The sequence below is a fragment of the Neisseria sp. HMSC068C12 genome (assembly GCF_001814095.1).
GTDB classification, from domain to species: domain Bacteria; phylum Pseudomonadota; class Gammaproteobacteria; order Burkholderiales; family Neisseriaceae; genus Neisseria; species Neisseria perflava.
This window is the reverse complement of sequence record NZ_KV814825.1, coordinates 28,302-43,976: the sequence shown is the minus strand read 5'-3', so window position 1 is coordinate 43,976 and position 15,675 is coordinate 28,302. Positions and strand designations below refer to the sequence as shown.

Sequence of the window (15,675 nt, the reverse complement as noted above, 5' to 3'; positions counted from 1 at the left end):
AATCTCTATTGTTGCGGTATTTCGGTTTCAGACGGCCTGATTGCTCATTTTAAAAAGAACAGGCCGTCTGAAAGAATTCAAAGGACTTATTGTAGCCCAATTGTCTTGATTTTATAAGCGTATAGAAGCGTTTCTATGGTTTCCAAACCTTTGCATCTTCCATATCTTGCAAAATTTGGGTTTTCAATGCTTCGATACTTTCAAATTTTTTCTCGTCACGCAGTTTGTGCAGGAAGCGGACGAAGATGCGCTGGCCGTACAAATCGCCGTTGAAATCGAACAGGTGGACTTCCAACTTTTGCGAACGGTTGTTGCTGACAGTGGGGTTAAAACCAAAGCTGGCCACGCCCCGGCGCGTACCGAATGCGCCGTCAGCTTCGACGACAAATACGCCGCTTAGCGCATAATGATACGGGGGAAGCTGGACGTTGGCGGTAGGCGAGTTGATGGTGCGGCCGAGTTTTTGCCCGTGCTTGACCTTGCCGCTTAACACGTAATCGTGCCCCAACAGTTTTTTGGCGTATTCCAACTTGCCGTCTGAAAGGGCTTGGCGGACGGCGGTACTGCTGGTGCGGATGTCTTCAACGATAACGGACGGTGTGCACTCGGTTTGCATATCAGGCTGTTGTGCCAAAAGTTCGAAACAGCCTTCCCGACCCGCACCGAAACGGAAATCATCGCCAATCAGCAGATAACGCGTATTGAGCGTTTTTCGCAAAAGCCGGTCGATAAACGTTTGTGCGCTCATCTCGGAGAAAGTTTGGTTAAAGCGCAAAACCCAAATGGCATCCACACAGCCGGTTTCACGCAAAAGGCGCAATTTAGTACGCAGCGGACTGATGCGGTAAGGCAGCTTTTTCCCGGCTTTACGCGCAAAAAACTCTTTGGGCTGAGGCTCAAAAATAACAACGACAACAGGCAGACCGCGCCGGTCTGCCTCTCGTTTGAGTTTTTGCAGGATATGTTTGTGCCCGAGGTGTACGCCGTCGAAGTTGCCAATGGTTACGGCGGCTCCTTGCGGAAATTGGGGCGGATGTCGCTGTCCAAGCCAGATGTTCATGGGTAGTTGGTAGTGTGTTTGAATAGGCGGCTATTGTAAACGTTATTGCCGTTTCAATAAACCTTAGGCCGCCTGAAACCAATAAATATATGCTTTCTGACGGCCCTAAGGTTTGTTAATACCTTACCACCACCAAGGATAACGGCCAAACGGATAACCCCAATCGTCGTAATAGCGATAGTAGCGGGCTTCGCGCAGCTGTTCTTGGGAAATATAGTTTTGCCATGCCATTTTGTAGCAGGCTTGGAACATCGGGTCGGAAACTTTGTCGATATATTTGAGGCGGAAGGCTTTTTGTTCCGCAGTTGCCACACCGGGTTTGCCTTCTTCGTCAAATTTGCGGCGGATCAGTGCGGCTGTTTCCTGATCGCATTGGGCGGCAAGATTGACTTGAAGATCCTGCTCATAGCGTTTCTGCGCTTGGGCGCGTGCGGCTTTTTGCTCGGGCGTGGTGGCGCAGGCGGCCAGCAATGCAACGGCGCCAAACAATAAGGTCAGACGGATAGGATTCATCGGATGTTTCCTTATGTTTATATCTTTCTATTAATGTACGCCCTCATTGTGTAATGGGCAAGTGTGGCAACTTGGGAACACTTTAGATTATTTGTTCTTATCGGCAGACAGTTGCATATAAAATACACCCTGTATGAATGTTTAACTCCAAACCCACTCGATGAACGCTGACAAACCGCCCCACTCCTACCGATTGCGCCACCACAGGCAACACACGCCGCCGTTTTGGCAGGCGGACCGCCCTTATCTGCACGAGCACAATATTTCCGATGCCCGTTTCAGACGGCTGGGCTATATCATGGCCTTTCTTGCCGGTGCGATTAATGCGGGGGGATTTTTTGCTTTTGCGCGCTATATTTCCCACGTAACCGGCTCCATGTCTCTTTTGGCTGATGTGCTGTATCTCCAAGACTGGTGGTCTGCCGCGGTGACTTTCATCAGCGTGTTGTGTTTTGTTGCCGGTGCCGCGCATTCGGGTTGGGTAATTTTATGGACGCAGCAGATGCGTTTCCGTGGCAGCTTTGGGTTTTCCATGTGGCTGGAAGCAGTTTATCTGTTGATATTCGGCTGGTTCGGTATTGCTGCGATGGAGTGGGATTTTGGCGGCTCTGATTTTATTATGCCGTCTTTAGCATTGTTTTTATTATGTTTTATTATGGGTATGCACAATACGGTTATCACGCTTCTTTCCGGCGGCGCCATCCGTTCCACCCACATGACCGGCACGGCGACCGACTTGGGCATTGAAATCTCACGCGCGCTTTATTACTCCAAACAGCATCATCCGCGCCTACCGCACGTCCGAGTTAACAAACCGAAAATGTGGCTTTTAAGCGGATTGATGCTGTCGTTTTTACTGGGCGGCGTGGTTGGCGCATGGGGTTATCATCTGGTCGGCCATCATTTCGCCCTGCCCGTTTCCGCCGTTTTGCTCATACTGGGTGCAGGTTCAGTGGGATACGATGTCAAGGTCAGATTGAAATGGGCATTCGTCAACTGGTATCGCCGCAAGCAGAAAAAACGGAAGAAACTGTAAAAAACTTTGCTTGTTATTTCGCGACAAAACGGCCAAACTGTCGGAGAAATGCAGAAATGCTTCAGAATTATGTTAACTGGCAAATATTTTCGTAATATCGGGTTAAACCCATTCTTTTGCGTTTCGGATATTGAGTATCATAAATCCGTAATGATCCACGCGGTTTTTATTCATTTTTTCAGACGGCCCGGGCCGTCATCTAATAAAGAGGATACGACATGAAATTCTTGAAACCCCTGACCGTTATTGCCACTGCAATTCCTTTGGCGCTCACCGGCTGTGTAACTGATCCTGTTACCGGCCAACAATCCGCCAGCAAAACCGCTATGTACGGTTTGGGCGGTGCGGCTGTTTGCGGCATCGTTGGTGCACTGACCCACGGCGGTAAAGGCGCGCGTAACTCCGCATTGGCTTGCGGTGCAGTAGGTGCGGGTATCGGCGGTTACATGGACTACCAAGAGAAAAAACTGCGTCAAAGCCTGGCCAACACCAACATCGAAGTTGAACGTCAAGGCAACCAAATCAAACTGGTTATGCCTGAAAACGTAACCTTCGCTACCGGCAGCGCCGCCCTGAGCGGCCATGCTCAAAGCGCCCTATCTGCCGCTGCGCAAACTTTGGTTCAATATCCTGACACCACTTTGACCATCAACGGCCACACCGACAACACCGGTAACGACGCCATCAACGAGCCATTGTCTCGCAACCGCGCCGAATCTGTTGCCACTTTCCTGCAATCCCGTGGCGTAAGCAGCACCCGTTTGAGCACTTTCGGTTACGGCTCCCGTCAACCAATCGCCTCCAACGCTACTGTTGAAGGCCGCGCACAAAACCGCCGCGTTGAAATCTTGATCAACCCTGACCAACGCGCCATTGATGCCGCTAAAAAACAAATGTAATCCGACATCTGTCCGATTCCCATACTTAAGGCCGTCTGAAATTTCAGACGGCCTTTTTCTTTGTAGATTTTGTTTGCAATTTCGCCTCCTCAATCCAACCCATCATAAAATTTATTCCTTTATTAACAAGACTTTTCAATTTTTTCTTTAAAAAAACTGTATTAATACTCTAATTTTTACACTAACTTAGAGTATAATTCCTAAAATTTTAAAAACACGCCTCATGCCGTCTGAAAAACGGCGGCGAAAAACACACTTATTTATATACACATCAGCCCGTTATCCAATCCATTTCATAGGATTTCAGACGGCACTATCCAGAATCTATGAAGGAGCATCCATGCAAAACAACTTTGACCCATTGATTATCCGTGGCAAATCACTGATCCCCGTCGTACAAGGCGGTATGGGTGTAGGCGTTTCCGCATCAAAACTCTCTAGCGCGGTTGCGCGCGAAAACGGCGTAGGTACCATCGCCAGCGTCGATTTGCGCCACTTGCACGAAGATTTGCTGGCTGAATCAAAAATCGATTCCAGCGAAGAAAAATACACCCGCCTCAACTGCATCGCGCTTGACCGTGAAATCAAAAAAGCCAAAGCCGATTCAGAAGGCAAAGGCATGATCGCCGTCAACGTCATGAAAGCCGTCAAAGACCATGCCGCCTACGTCCGTCAGGCCTGCGAATCCGGTGCAGACGCGATTGTAATGGGCGCAGGTTTACCTTTGGACTTGCCGGAAATGGCCGAGGGCTATCACAAAGATGTCGCCCTTTTCCCTATTTTGTCCGAATCACGCGGTATCAACATCGTTTTGAAACGTTGGATGAAAAAAGGCATCTTGCCCGATGCCATCGTTATCGAACACCCAGCCCACGCAGCCGGCCACTTGGGTGCGGCAACCGTTGACGGCGTGAACGATGCCAAATTCGAGTTCAAACGCGTTATTGAAGAAACGTTTGAAGTATTCAAAAACTTGGGCTTGGAAAGCGAAAAAATCCCGTTGGTACTCGCCGGCGGCATGGCAAACTTTGAAAAAGTCAAAACAGCCTTGAAAAACTGGGGCGCGTCCGCCGTTCAAATCGGTACCGCGTTTGCCGTGACCGAAGAAGGCGATGCCCACATCAACTTCAAGAAAACGCTGGCCGGTGCGGAAACCGAAAAAGTGGTTGAATTCATGTCTGTTGCCGGTTTGCCTGCACGCGGCGTGCGCACCAAATTCCTCGACAACTACATCAAACGCGAGGCCAAATTGCAAGCCAACGCCAAAAACGATCCGCGCCGTTGCACCCAAGGCCTGAACTGCCTGACCAGCTGCGGCTTGCGCGACGGTTTGGCCAAAGCCGGTCAATTCTGTATCGACATCCAACTTTCCGCCGCATTCCGCGGCGAGGTCGATAAAGGCCTGTTTTTCCGCGGCAAAGACCCATTGCCGTTTGGCAACGCCATCCGTACGGTTCAAGAAACCATTCATTATCTTTTGAACGGTTCCCTGCCCGTCGTCCCTGCCAAATAAACGCATCAATTTGTTTTGTGGATGTGCAGGCTGCTTTTCGTTTCTCAGGAACTCCGTTTTAACTTCGTTGAAGCTGCGCTTTCAGGTAGCCTTTTTAGGTTTCAGGCAGCCTGCATCACTCCGCCGCCGCAAACACCTCCTTCGCTACAAACACCGCATTCAGCACCTTCGGAAAACCCAAATACGGGATACATTGGATAAACGCCTCCACAATTTCATCGCGCGTCAGCCCCACGTTCAGCGAAGCGTGGATATGCACGCGCAACTGGTTTTCACAGCCGCCCTGCGCCGCCAGAGCCGCCAGCGTTACCAGCTCGCGCTGCCGCACATCAAGCTGCGGGCGCTGGTAAATCTCGCCAAACGCGAAACCAATGATGTATTTGCCCAAATCGGGCGAAATATCCGCCAACGCCTGCCTCACCTTGTCGCCCTGCTCGCCGTCGATTTCGTTCAGCTTCGCTAAGCCGCGTGCCATTAAATCCTGATGATTCAACATTTTTCGTCTCCATACTCAAATTTGCAAAATTGCACGGACAGGTTAAACTATCAAGCGCACTTTATAGCAAGGAGATTTGATGCAGACCAAGGAATTTGCCGCGCAAACGGGTTTGTCCGCCGCCACGCTGCGCTACTACGAGCAGGAAGGGCTGCTGCGCCCCGAACGAAACGCCAACGGCTACCGCGAATACGGTGCGCGCGATTTGGAATGGGTGGGTTTCATCCTTCGGCTGAAAGACATGGGCGTGCCGCTGGCGCAAATCAAGGAATACGCGCGGCTGCGGCATTTGGGCGATGAAACCGTCCCCGAACGTTACCGGATTTTGCAGGAACATCAGGCGGCTTTGAAACGCAAACGGCAGGAATTGGACGCTCATTGGGCGTTTTTGGAGCGGAAGCTGGCGTGGTATCGTGAGAAGATGGGCGGGCAGGGATAAGCAGCCTAAAAGCGTGAAAAGCAGCCTGCACATTTGGGAAAGCCCAAGTGCAGGCTGCTTTTGTGTTCCAACTTCGTTAAAGCTCGCGCTTTCAGACGGCCTTATCGGGGCGAGCGTCCCAAAACATAATTATTACAATTCACACGCCATGAATTGCTGAGCGCCCAGTGATAATCGATGATGATGTCTTCCGAATTGGTGAAAAAGGTGCGGTCGCTGTGCTGGCCGTAGCAGACGTTGCTGTAATAGTTGGTGATGACGGGACCGTTTTGACTGCATTCAAAAGGCCGTCTGAAAACATTTAAACCCTGTTTTCAGACGGCCTTTTTGTCCCAATCTATCTAAAAAATGCTAAGATTGTTGCCTTAATTTATCGGCAGAAACATCATGAACCCATTATTGAACCACCTCAAACCCTATCCTTTCGCCCGCCTGCGTGAAGCCATGCAAGGCATTGATGCACCCGAAGGTGTGACGCCCATTCATCTGCAAATCGGCGAGCCGAAACACCCGACGCCCAAAGTCATCACCGACGCGCTGACCACCTCCCTGCACGAACTGGAAAAATATCCGCTGACCGCTGGCCTGCCTGAACTGCGCCAAGCCTGCGCCGAATGGGTGGCCCGCCGTTATGATGGTTTGAGCCTCAATCCCGACAATGAAATCCTGCCCGTATTGGGCAGCCGGGAAGCTTTGTTCTCTTTTATCCAAACCGTTTTAAATCCGGCTTCAGACGGCCCCAAACCGGTCGTTATCAGCCCCAATCCTTTCTATCAAATTTACGAAGGCGCGACTATTTTGGGCGGCGGCGAAATCCATTTTGCCAACTGTCCTGCGCCCAGCTTCAACCCCGATTGGAGCAGCCTGCCTGAAGACGTATGGCAGCGCACCAAAGTCCTGATTGTCTGCTCGCCAAACAACCCGAGCGGCAGCGTCCTGCAATTAGAAGATTGGAAAGAAGTTTTTGATTTGCAAGACAAATACGGCTTCGTTATCGCCTCTGACGAATGCTATTCCGAAATCTATTTTGACGACAACAAACCGATCGGCGGCCTGCAGGCTGCGGCGCAATTAGGACGCGGTACACGCAACATTATTATGTTCACCAGCCTGTCCAAACGCTCCAACGTCCCCGGTTTGCGTTCCGGCTTTGTCGCAGGCGATGCCGAGTTGCTCAAAAACTTCCTGCTCTACCGCACCTACCACGGCAGCGCGATGAGCATTCCCGTCCAACGCGCCAGCATTGCCGCTTGGAACGATGAAGAACACGTCATCGACAACCGCCGCCTCTACCAAGAAAAATTCGACCGCGTCATCCCTATTTTGCAACAGGCATTCGATGTCAAACTGCCTGACGCGTCGTTCTACATTTGGCTGAAAGTTCCCGATGGCGACGACTTGGCATTTACGCGCAACCTGTGGCAGAAAGCCGCTATCCAAGTGTTGCCCGGCCGCTTCCTCGCCCGCGATACCGAACAAGGCAATCCGGGCGAAGGCTACGTCCGCATCGCTCTGGTTGCCGATGTGGAAAGCTGCGTCAAAGCGGCTGAAACCATGGTTGCTTTATACCGCCGATAAAACAAAGGCCGTCTGAAATTTCAGACGGCCTTTTTATTAAATAATCGGGTAATTTATATGGTGAAGTCCAGAAGGTAGAAATCTTCTTTGCCTACGCCGCACTCAGGGCATTTCCAGTCGTCGGGAATGTCTTCGAACTTGGTACCTGCCGGCAGGCCATGTTCGGGGTCGCCGACATCTTCATCGTAAATCCAGCCGCAAGGGCCGCACATATATTGAGCCATTTTGTATTCCTTCTATTTTAAAAAGGCCGTCTGAAACCGTATTTTCAGACGGCCTTTCGTGTGTTTTATTGTTGATATTTTGAATTTATTGAGCTGCTTCCAAAGCGGCGATTTCTTTACGCAGGTGTTTGATGGCCGGTGTTACGATGGCGACAAACATGGCCTCGCGGACGCGGCGTTGCGCCGGACTGCGCATCAGATAGCCTTTCGCGCCTGCATGCAATGCGGCAGATTGAGTGGCGTTCAGTGCCAACACAGCAGCCGCTTCACGCAGTTTCAAGGTTGCCAGCGTGTCAGGTTTATTGTTCCACGCATCATCGGCAAGGCGTTCGGTTTCCGCCCATGCGCCGTCCAACGCAGCTTTCAACTCATCGTAACTGTGGTCGAGGTATGAGTTCACTTCTGCGTTCACCACATTGGCCATGCGGATAATGCCGAGCGCACCGTCAATCACACCGGCGCCGATACCTATTTGCAGCAAGATGAAACCGGCTTTAATGGTCGGGATATAAGACTGGAACTGCTCAGGCGAAGCGATCACATCTTCATCGGGAATAAACACATCTTTAAAATTCAGGCTGTAAGTGCGCGTGCCTTCCAAACCGCAGAACTCAGGGCAATCTTGCAGGGTAACGCCTTCCCATTGACCGCCGGTGATAAACATCACATAGCTGTCGCCGATTTGGGCGGTATTTGCCCAAATGTGGTCTTCTCCGATATTGGATACCCAAGGCAAAGCACCGTTGATTTTGTAGCCGCCTTCGACGCGTTCGGCTTGCAGATTGTGTTTTTCGATACCGGCAAGGTGTTTGACGGTATTGGACATGCCCGTACCGGCCAAGACTTTGCCCTGCAGAATATCGGCCAAATATTTGGCTTTAACCGCTTGGTTGGGGGATTGATGCAGATACCACGCGCAAGCCGCCTGACACCATGCGCTGAACGAAGTGGCGCCGCATTCTTTACCGATTTCGCGCAATACGGCGATTTGCGTTGCCAAACCCAAACCGTTACCGCCCTCTTCAACCGTACCGGTTGCGGCAAAACCGCCGATTTTGCCCAATTCCAGCATAAATTCTTTCGGGTACAGGCCTTTGCGGTCGATGTCGTCCACCAATGGTTTCAGCTTGCTTTTAACGAGTTCGGCAACATTGTTCAGTAAAGCTTCGCGTGTCATGATTTTTTCCTCTGAATAAGGTTTGAAGCGTAGATGGTTCTACTCATGAATTATTCTTGGCAACAAGGATATCCTTGCTTTTTACTAAAAGGCCGTCTGAATTTTCAGACGGCCTTTGATGAGATTAGGCAAATGCCTGCAATTCAGGGTTGATTTCAGTTTTGGCAAGGTTGTTGACGTAGTTGCACAAGGTTGCCAAAGCAACGCCCATAACTACTTCAACGGCTTGCTGTTGGTTGTAACCGGCATCGAAGAATGCTTTCAGCTCGTCGTCGGATACTGCGCCTTTTTTCGCCATAACGGCTTGGGTGAATGTCGCCAAAGCACTCAGTTTGGCATCGTCAAACTCACCCGCAGCCAACGCGCGTGCGGCTTTGATGGATTGTTCGGACAACAGTTTTTTCAGGGTAGCCAGTTTGGTGTGGCCGGCAACGCAGAAACCGCATTCGTTGGTACGGGCGGCGATAATTTGGACAACTTCGACTTCGCCGTCAGTAAGGCTGTTGGCCGCATTCAGCTTGCCAACTTCTTGATAAAACGCCAAAGCTTCAGGCGCATTGGCCAAAACGCCGATCAGGTTAGGAATAAAGCCGTTGTTTTTCAATACGGCTTCAATGCGTGGTTTGGCGGCTTCAGGAGCGGTTTCGACTGTGTGTATGGTCAAGCGGGACATGTGTATAACCTTCTTATCTGGTGAAATGAAGTGCACATCATAAGCCATCCGTCTCCATCAGAAAAAGACTTATTGGTTATTTACCGCGAACCAAAAGTTATAAGGCCGTCTGAACGGATTCAGACGGCCTTATCAAATGATTCAACTCATTATTTCATAAAGTTTTTCAGTAGCATAGAAGCGATGTCGTCCAAGCCGAAGCCATCCGCATCTTGAGCCGTGCCGTTAGGCGTCGCTTTATCGACCAAGTCTGGCAACACTTTTGCCAACAAATCGCCTGCTTGGCCGGCATCCACGCCGAATTTTTGCGCGATTTGGTTCACGGTATCGCTGCCCAAAGCATTTTGCAGATCGCTGCCGGACACAGGCAGGTTGCTGGATTGGTTGGAAACCCAGCTGCTCAGAGCATCGCCCAAACCGCCTTGTTGCAGTTGGTTGATCAGGTTGCCCACGCCGTCTTGCTGTTTCACTAAATCCATCGCCATATCGGTCAGAGAACCTTGTGCGCCGTTTTCGTTGTTGCCACCCAACATTTGAGTAGCCGCATTCAAAAGATTGTCCATGAGTGCCATGACTTTTTCCTTGTATTTGTGTCTAAAAAAAGAAAACGGAGTGTAGCAAAATTTGTGCTGAAAAAATCAGGATTAACCAAACTAAACCTCTTTTATCTCAAAGCCGTAACAAAACAAAGGCCGTCTGAAACCCATTTTCAGACGGCCTTTATAATGAATAATACTATTCTTCGCGGCCATTGAAATACTCAGCCGCGCCACCTTCAAAAAAGCCTTGTAAAATTGCCTGCGCCGCCACTTGGTCAAGTACGGATTTTTGTTTTCGGCCAAATACTTGCGCTTCAGCAAGCAGGCTTTCCGCGTATAGGGAAGACATCCTTTCGTCCACCCAATAAACCGGCAAGTTAAAACGTCCGTGCAAACGGCGGCCAAATTTACGGCTCAAACGGGTCAGCTCATGCTCCGTGCCATCGGTATGCGTCGGCAGTCCGACCACAAAATACTTGGGTTGCCATTCTTTGACTAGCTTGGCAATGGCCTCAAATTTCTCATCATTGCTGTTGCCGGTTATCGTCGCCAGCGGATGGGTCATACCCAACTCAGCATCGCCCTGCGCCACGCCGATACGCGCCTCGCCGAAATCAAAAGCCAAAACCGTGCCTTTTGGTGCATCAGGCATGGCCGACTCCTGAAACCAAGGCGTTCGGATTGATGCCTAATTTTTCAAAAGCGGCGGCATAACGAAGCTCGTAAGGCACATCAAACAGAATATGCTCGTCCGCAGGGACGGTCAGCCAAACATTTTCTGCCAGCTCGCGCTCCAACTGCCCTTTACCCCATTTCGAATAACCAATGCTGATCAAAGCCTTGTCCACTGCACCTTCTTTAGACAAGTTTTCAATCACATCGCGCGAAGAAGTCAGCGCCACATTATCAGTTACCACCATGCTGTTTTGCCAGCGCCCGATCGGCGTATGCACGACATAGCCGCGCTCAATCTGAACCGGCCCGCCCATCATCACGTTTTCATGTTGCAGGCGCAACGGGATATTGCGGTCGGCGGCGGCGAAAATCATGTCCATGGTAATCGGCGAAGGCTTGTTGATGATGATGCCCAGCGCACCTTCTTCATCGTGTTCGCACACATAAATGACCGTATCCGTAAAAAACGGATCGTCCATATGAGGCATGGCAATCAGGAAATGGTTGGCTAAATTCATATTCTTCTTAATATCTATAAGCTGATTTTATTATTTTTGTCCGTCGGTAACCGGCGCATCCACCACGCACGCACCGTAAACTGCGCCGCCTGCCGGTACCGGCGTATCGGTTTTCGCATGGGCAAAACACGATACCGCGCTCAAAGAGTTTTTCGGCGAACCTTGAACGATTTTATCGCTGTACACCAAATAAGCGAAAGACTTACGTTTCGGATCGTAGTAGCGGATAATCTGTTGGCTCTTAAATGCTATGCTGGCACTGCGTTTGAACACTTGTCGCGGTTTCAAAACCGCAGCCTCGTTATAACGGATGACTTCCGCACTTTGCACACAGGAAACGGATGCGTCGCTGGCATCTTCTTCCAGATTGACCGTTTCTTTCAAACCGCCTTTTTTTGCGTACGAAATATAACAGGCAATCCCCTGCACATCAGGATCGTCAAAACCTTCCACTTCAATACGGTCGTTTTTACCCAGCATATGAAACACCGTACTGGCGCGTCCGATTTTATCGGTATTGTCACCGCAAGCCGCCAAAACCATGGCGCCCAACACTACTAATAAATATTTTTTCATAATATCCTGTCGATGCAGACTGTCAGTTTCCAGGCAGACTAAACCCCGTCCGCCCACTCTATCGTTACTATATAAGACCGTTCGTCCATATTGCAACCCGATATTATTTTCAGACGGCCTGACAGACAGTATAATCCGTCCTATTGTTCCTACTTTGATAGCAAGATCGAACCATGCGTTACAAACCCCTCATTCTCGCCCTGTTGCTCAGCTTCTCCCTGCCAACCTATGCTGCCAAAGACGCGCCGAAAGAAAAAGCGACCGCCGTCAAAAAAGCTGCGCCCGTGAAAAAAGAGAAAGAAGCCGCCAAGGCAGATGTCAAAAAAGAAACCCCAAAAAAACAAGCCGTAAAAGAAAAAGAGGAAGGCAAAAAAGCGGTTAAAGCCAAAGTATCCAAAGAGAAGGACACCGCCGACAAAAACGAACGCGCTTCAGACAAAAACAAACCGGCTAAAGCCACCGAGGCCGCGGCTGACAATAAAAAGGCCAACCGCAAAGCAGAAGAGCCTAAAGAAACAGCCAAAGACAAAAAAGCTGCAGCCGCAAAATCCGGCAAAGCCAAAGAACAAGACAAGAAACCTGTTGAAGATAAAAAAGACAGCAAAGCCAAAGAACCCGTAAAAAAAGCAGACCCTAAGGAAACCAAAGCCAAAGAGCCTGCTAAAAAAGTAGCTGAAGATAAAAAAGACGGCAAAAAAACCAAAGAGCCCGTAAAAAAAGCATCCGAAGACAAAAAGGCCGAAGCTAAAGAGTCCGCCAAAAAAGCTGTCGAAGACAAAAAAGACGCTAAAAAAGACACAAAAGCCAAAGAGCAAAACAAAAAAGCCGAGCCTAAAGTTGAGCCTAAAGTCGCTTCTTCAGCCGACAACGATTTCAAAGCAGCCGTAACTGCCGCCGCCAACGATATGGAAACCAAGAAATCCTTTGCCAAACGCAATGAGGGTTTCATTATCCATGTCAATGCCACGCTCAAACAGCTGCAACAAACACGCAACAACCTCTCCGGCATCAACCGCAAACAACGCGACGCTTGGGAAAAATTCCAAAAACTCAATGCCGATGCCAACCAGTTAAAAGCCGAAGTTTCCAACACACGCGCCCAAATTTCGCGCTTTGTGTCCGGCAACTATAAAAACAGTCAGCCCAACGCGGTCGCCCTCTTTCTGAAAAACGCCGATGCCGGTCAAAAAACCCGCTTCCTGCGTTACACACGTTATATCAACAACGCCAACGACCAAGTTATGAGAGACTTGGAAAAACAACAGAAAGAGCTGGCGGCGCAAGAACAAAAAATCAACAATGAATTGGCTTACCTGAAAAAACTGCAAGCCAATATCCAAGCTTCGTTGCGTCAACAAGGCGTGACCAATACCGCCGAACAAGCCGAAAGCCGCCGTCAAAACGCGCAAATGGCCAAAGAAGCGCAAAAGAAAATCAACCACAGAGAAAACGAGCAGCGCCTCAATAATCTCTTGAAAGATTTGGAAAAACGCAAAGCCGAGCAACGCAAAGCCGAAGCCGAAGCGCGTAAAAAAGCCGCCGAAGCCCGTTTGGCCGCCGCTGAAAAAGCACGCAAAGAGCAGGCTGCCGCCCAACAAAAAGCCGAAGCCGAACGCGCCGCCATGTCTACGCTGACTGACGAAGACATGAAACTGCAAGCCCCGAACACCCAAGGCTTGACCGTCAGCAACGCCAACAGCTTCAGCCGTATGCAAGGCCGTCTGAAAAAACCAGTTAACGGTACATTGGCAGGCCTGTTCGGTCAAGACCGCGGCGATGGCGAAGTTTGGAAAGGCGTGTTCTACAATACCATTCCTGCTCCGGTCAGCAGCATTGCCTCAGGCACGGTTACTTTTGCCGGCGAGCTTGAAGGCTACGGCAAAGTAGTCGTCCTCGACCACGGCGACGGCTATGTCAGCATTTACTCCGGCCTGAACGAAATCGACATCTCCCAAAACTACGCCGTCAATGCCGGCAGCAAAATCGGCACCAGCGGCACTTTGCCGTCGGGCGAAACCGGCCTTTACCTTGAAGTCCGCTACAACGGACAAGTCATGAATCCGCTTTCATGGATTAACTGATGTTTCAGACGGCCTGAGTGAATTTTCCCCTTCAGGCCGTCTGAATTTTCATCATAAACTACAATAAAACACGATTTTCACGCCTGTTCAGCACATTAAACAACAAACTTTTACCTTAAACTTATTGTTCCAAGCGTTTAAATCACATAAAGTCAACGGGTTCAGAGAAAACAAAAACCACTTTGCTTACCGTACACAAAAAGAAAGTCAAACGAATGTCAACAAAATCTACTTTAAAAAAAGTTGCAATCTACACTCTCGGCGCATTTAGCGGCATCGCCCTCAGTCTGAGTGTACAAAGTTTTGCCGCCGAAAAAGACAAAAAAGACAACGAGGCCCTGCCCGTGCAAACCATCCGCACCATGGCAGAAGTGTACGGCCAAATCAAAGCCAACTATTACCAAGACAAACCCGATGCCGAGCTTTTTGAAGGCGCAATGAAAGGCATGGTGTCCGATCTCGATCCGCATTCCGAGTATATGGACAAAAAAGGCTATGCCGAAATGAAAGAATCTACCAGCGGCGAATTCGGCGGCCTGGGCATGGAAATCGGACAAGAAGACGGCTTCGTCAAAGTCGTTGCCCCGATTGAAGACACTCCGGCAGAACGCGCCGGCGTAAAAAGTGGCGACTTCATCGTCAAAATCGACAATACCTCTACGCGCGGCCTGACCGTCAGCGAAGCCGTCAAAAAAATGCGCGGCAAACCGGGTACCAAAATCACCCTGACCCTTTCACGCAAAAATGCCGACAAACCCATCGTCGTCAACCTGACCCGCGCCATCATCAAAGTCAAAAGCGTGCGCCATCATCTGCTTGAAAAAGACTACGGCTACATCCGCGTCTCCCAATTCCAAGAGCGCACTGTTGCCGCACTCAACGAAGCTGCGCAAGCCCTTGTCAAAGAAAACAAAGGTCCGCTCAAAGGCATCATCCTCGACTTGCGCGACGACCCGGGCGGCCTGCTCAACGGTGCAGTCGGCGTATCCGCAGCCTTCCTGCAACCTGACGTAACCGTTGTCAGCACCAAAGGCCGCAACAAAAAAGAAGGCATGGTACTCAAAGCAACTGCCGAAGACTACATCACCACCAGCGGCAAAGACCCGTTGGCAGGATTGCCTGCCGAGCTGAAAACCATTCCTATGACCGTCCTGATTAACGCAGGCTCGGCCTCCGCTTCCGAAATCGTTGCCGGTGCATTGCAAGACCACAAACGCGCCGTCGTCGTCGGCACACAAAGTTTCGGCAAAGGCTCAGTACAGACCCTGATTCCGCTTTCCGGCGGCAGCGCAGTTAAACTGACCACCGCCCTTTACTACACACCAAACGACCGCTCGATTCAAGCGCAAGGCATTGTTCCTGACGTTGAAGTCAAAGACAAAGACCGCGCTTTTGAAAGCCGCGAAGCCGATTTGGTCGGCCATATCGGCAATCCGTTGGGCGGCCAAGACGTCAACAGCAGCACTGAAACGCCTGCCAACGCAGAAACCAAAGCCGATAAAGACAAGTCCAAAAAAGACAAAGACGAAGACATCTCCAGCCGCCGCATTCCAAATCCGGCCAAAGATGATCAACTCCGCAAAGCCTTGGACTTGGTGAAAAATCCAGCCGAATGGCAAAAATCTTTGGGTTTGGCAGCGAAAAAACCTGCTCCGAAAAAAGATGCGGATAAAGACAG

Annotated in this window: 17 protein-coding genes; 7 read left to right on the top strand and 10 right to left on the bottom strand. The window is 50.2% G+C overall.

All coding sequences use genetic code 11. The annotated features are described in order from the left end of the window. Positions 1 to 133: 133 nt before the first annotated feature. Both ribF and HMPREF2952_RS08070 read right to left on the bottom strand, forming a co-directional pair. Positions 134 to 1,060 carry a bifunctional riboflavin kinase/FAD synthetase gene (gene ribF / locus HMPREF2952_RS08075; RefSeq protein WP_004520102.1) on the bottom strand — a complete coding sequence of 309 codons (927 nt, stop codon included), beginning with the start codon at positions 1,058 to 1,060 and terminating at the stop codon, positions 134 to 136. 123 nt (positions 1,061 to 1,183) lie between these two features. Beyond that, positions 1,184 to 1,573: a hypothetical protein gene (locus tag HMPREF2952_RS08070; protein WP_004520101.1), complete on the bottom strand. Its 390-nt coding sequence runs from the start codon at positions 1,571 to 1,573 to the stop codon at positions 1,184 to 1,186. A gap of 160 nt (positions 1,574 to 1,733) precedes the next feature. Between HMPREF2952_RS08070 and HMPREF2952_RS08065 the strand changes: the two genes are divergently transcribed. The 3 genes from HMPREF2952_RS08065 (at position 1,734) to HMPREF2952_RS08055 (ending at position 5,021) form a co-directional block, all read left to right on the top strand. Further along, positions 1,734 to 2,609 carry a YoaK family protein gene (locus HMPREF2952_RS08065; RefSeq protein ID WP_003747306.1) on the top strand — a complete coding sequence of 292 codons (876 nt, stop codon included), beginning with the start codon at positions 1,734 to 1,736 and terminating at the stop codon, positions 2,607 to 2,609. Positions 2,610 to 2,827: 218 nt separating this feature from the next. After that, complete coding sequence (locus HMPREF2952_RS08060; RefSeq protein ID WP_004520099.1) at positions 2,828 to 3,508, top strand: YiaD family glycine zipper/OmpA-like lipoprotein; 681 nt, start codon at positions 2,828 to 2,830, stop codon at positions 3,506 to 3,508. Positions 3,509 to 3,848: 340 nt separating this feature from the next. After that, positions 3,849 to 5,021, top strand: a complete 1,173-nt coding sequence (locus tag HMPREF2952_RS08055; RefSeq protein ID WP_004520097.1) for an NAD(P)H-dependent flavin oxidoreductase — start codon at positions 3,849 to 3,851, stop codon at positions 5,019 to 5,021. Positions 5,022 to 5,136: 115 nt separating this feature from the next. Here HMPREF2952_RS08055 and HMPREF2952_RS08050 read toward each other — a convergent pair whose 3' ends face one another. Beyond that, positions 5,137 to 5,517 (bottom strand): carboxymuconolactone decarboxylase family protein, encoded by a 381-nt coding sequence (locus tag HMPREF2952_RS08050; protein ID WP_004520096.1) that lies wholly within the window; start codon positions 5,515 to 5,517, stop codon positions 5,137 to 5,139. A 79-nt stretch (positions 5,518 to 5,596) separates the two neighbouring features. Between HMPREF2952_RS08050 and HMPREF2952_RS08045 the strand changes: the two genes are divergently transcribed. Together HMPREF2952_RS08045 and dapC are read left to right on the top strand one after the other, a co-directional pair. Beyond that, on the top strand, positions 5,597 to 5,956 hold the full coding sequence (locus tag HMPREF2952_RS08045; protein ID WP_004520095.1) for a MerR family transcriptional regulator: 360 nt from the start codon (positions 5,597 to 5,599) through the stop codon (positions 5,954 to 5,956). A 387-nt stretch (positions 5,957 to 6,343) separates the two neighbouring features. Then, positions 6,344 to 7,534 (top strand): succinyldiaminopimelate transaminase, encoded by a 1,191-nt coding sequence (gene dapC / locus HMPREF2952_RS08040; protein ID WP_004520092.1) that lies wholly within the window; start codon positions 6,344 to 6,346, stop codon positions 7,532 to 7,534. A 53-nt stretch (positions 7,535 to 7,587) separates the two neighbouring features. Here the strand turns inward: dapC and HMPREF2952_RS08035 are convergent, their stop codons facing one another. The 7 genes from HMPREF2952_RS08035 to HMPREF2952_RS08005 all read right to left on the bottom strand — a co-directional run bounded on the left by HMPREF2952_RS08035 (position 7,588) and on the right by HMPREF2952_RS08005 (position 11,916). Beyond that, positions 7,588 to 7,758 carry a rubredoxin gene (locus HMPREF2952_RS08035; protein ID WP_003747315.1) on the bottom strand — a complete coding sequence of 57 codons (171 nt, stop codon included), beginning with the start codon at positions 7,756 to 7,758 and terminating at the stop codon, positions 7,588 to 7,590. Between the two features lie 85 nt (positions 7,759 to 7,843). Next, a complete protein-coding gene (locus HMPREF2952_RS08030; RefSeq protein ID WP_049336464.1) occupies positions 7,844 to 8,935 on the bottom strand; it encodes an acyl-CoA dehydrogenase family protein in 1,092 nt (363 codons plus the stop codon). A gap of 124 nt (positions 8,936 to 9,059) precedes the next feature. Continuing rightward, positions 9,060 to 9,608: a carboxymuconolactone decarboxylase family protein gene (locus HMPREF2952_RS08025; protein WP_039862234.1), complete on the bottom strand. Its 549-nt coding sequence runs from the start codon at positions 9,606 to 9,608 to the stop codon at positions 9,060 to 9,062. Between the two features lie 149 nt (positions 9,609 to 9,757). Further along, positions 9,758 to 10,180, bottom strand: a complete 423-nt coding sequence (locus HMPREF2952_RS08020) for a YidB family protein (protein ID WP_070695494.1) — start codon at positions 10,178 to 10,180, stop codon at positions 9,758 to 9,760. A 163-nt stretch (positions 10,181 to 10,343) separates the two neighbouring features. Further along, on the bottom strand, positions 10,344 to 10,799 hold the full coding sequence (ruvX, locus tag HMPREF2952_RS08015) for a Holliday junction resolvase RuvX (RefSeq protein ID WP_004520086.1): 456 nt from the start codon (positions 10,797 to 10,799) through the stop codon (positions 10,344 to 10,346). Next, entirely contained in the window at positions 10,792 to 11,340 is a 549-nt protein-coding gene (locus tag HMPREF2952_RS08010; RefSeq protein WP_004520085.1) for a YqgE/AlgH family protein, read from the bottom strand. Before HMPREF2952_RS08010 ends, ruvX begins: the two co-directional genes overlap by 8 nt. 30 nt (positions 11,341 to 11,370) lie before the next feature. Continuing rightward, positions 11,371 to 11,916 (bottom strand): CreA family protein, encoded by a 546-nt coding sequence (locus HMPREF2952_RS08005; protein WP_070695492.1) that lies wholly within the window; start codon positions 11,914 to 11,916, stop codon positions 11,371 to 11,373. A 173-nt stretch (positions 11,917 to 12,089) separates the two neighbouring features. On the opposite strand from HMPREF2952_RS08005, the gene HMPREF2952_RS08000 reads away from it, so the two are divergent. Both HMPREF2952_RS08000 and HMPREF2952_RS07995 read left to right on the top strand, forming a co-directional pair. Continuing rightward, on the top strand, positions 12,090 to 13,997 hold the full coding sequence (locus HMPREF2952_RS08000) for a murein hydrolase activator EnvC family protein (RefSeq protein WP_070695489.1): 1,908 nt from the start codon (positions 12,090 to 12,092) through the stop codon (positions 13,995 to 13,997). Between the two features lie 215 nt (positions 13,998 to 14,212). After that, positions 14,213 to 15,675, top strand: a 1,463-nt coding sequence (locus HMPREF2952_RS07995; protein ID WP_070625488.1) for a S41 family peptidase, incomplete at its 3' end; no start/stop codon positions are given.

Bases quoted from the DNA above. Each gene is read 5' to 3' on its own strand.
- ribF (WP_004520102.1), bottom strand. From the start codon at position 1,060: ATGAACATCTGGCTTGGACAGCGACATCCGCCCCAATTTCCGCAAGGA.
- HMPREF2952_RS08070 (WP_004520101.1), bottom strand. From the start codon at position 1,573: ATGAATCCTATCCGTCTGACCTTATTGTTTGGCGCCGTTGCATTGCTG.
- HMPREF2952_RS08065 (WP_003747306.1), top strand. From the start codon at position 1,734: ATGAACGCTGACAAACCGCCCCACTCCTACCGATTGCGCCACCACAGG.
- HMPREF2952_RS08060 (WP_004520099.1), top strand. From the start codon at position 2,828: ATGAAATTCTTGAAACCCCTGACCGTTATTGCCACTGCAATTCCTTTG.
- HMPREF2952_RS08055 (WP_004520097.1), top strand. From the start codon at position 3,849: ATGCAAAACAACTTTGACCCATTGATTATCCGTGGCAAATCACTGATC.
- HMPREF2952_RS08050 (WP_004520096.1), bottom strand. From the start codon at position 5,517: ATGTTGAATCATCAGGATTTAATGGCACGCGGCTTAGCGAAGCTGAAC.
- HMPREF2952_RS08045 (WP_004520095.1), top strand. From the start codon at position 5,597: ATGCAGACCAAGGAATTTGCCGCGCAAACGGGTTTGTCCGCCGCCACG.
- dapC (WP_004520092.1), top strand. From the start codon at position 6,344: ATGAACCCATTATTGAACCACCTCAAACCCTATCCTTTCGCCCGCCTG.
- HMPREF2952_RS08035 (WP_003747315.1), bottom strand. From the start codon at position 7,758: ATGGCTCAATATATGTGCGGCCCTTGCGGCTGGATTTACGATGAAGAT.
- HMPREF2952_RS08030 (WP_049336464.1), bottom strand. From the start codon at position 8,935: ATGACACGCGAAGCTTTACTGAACAATGTTGCCGAACTCGTTAAAAGC.
- HMPREF2952_RS08025 (WP_039862234.1), bottom strand. From the start codon at position 9,608: ATGTCCCGCTTGACCATACACACAGTCGAAACCGCTCCTGAAGCCGCC.
- HMPREF2952_RS08020 (WP_070695494.1), bottom strand. From the start codon at position 10,180: ATGGCACTCATGGACAATCTTTTGAATGCGGCTACTCAAATGTTGGGT.
- ruvX (WP_004520086.1), bottom strand. From the start codon at position 10,799: ATGCCTGATGCACCAAAAGGCACGGTTTTGGCTTTTGATTTCGGCGAG.
- HMPREF2952_RS08010 (WP_004520085.1), bottom strand. From the start codon at position 11,340: ATGAATTTAGCCAACCATTTCCTGATTGCCATGCCTCATATGGACGAT.
- HMPREF2952_RS08005 (WP_070695492.1), bottom strand. From the start codon at position 11,916: ATGAAAAAATATTTATTAGTAGTGTTGGGCGCCATGGTTTTGGCGGCT.
- HMPREF2952_RS08000 (WP_070695489.1), top strand. From the start codon at position 12,090: ATGCGTTACAAACCCCTCATTCTCGCCCTGTTGCTCAGCTTCTCCCTG.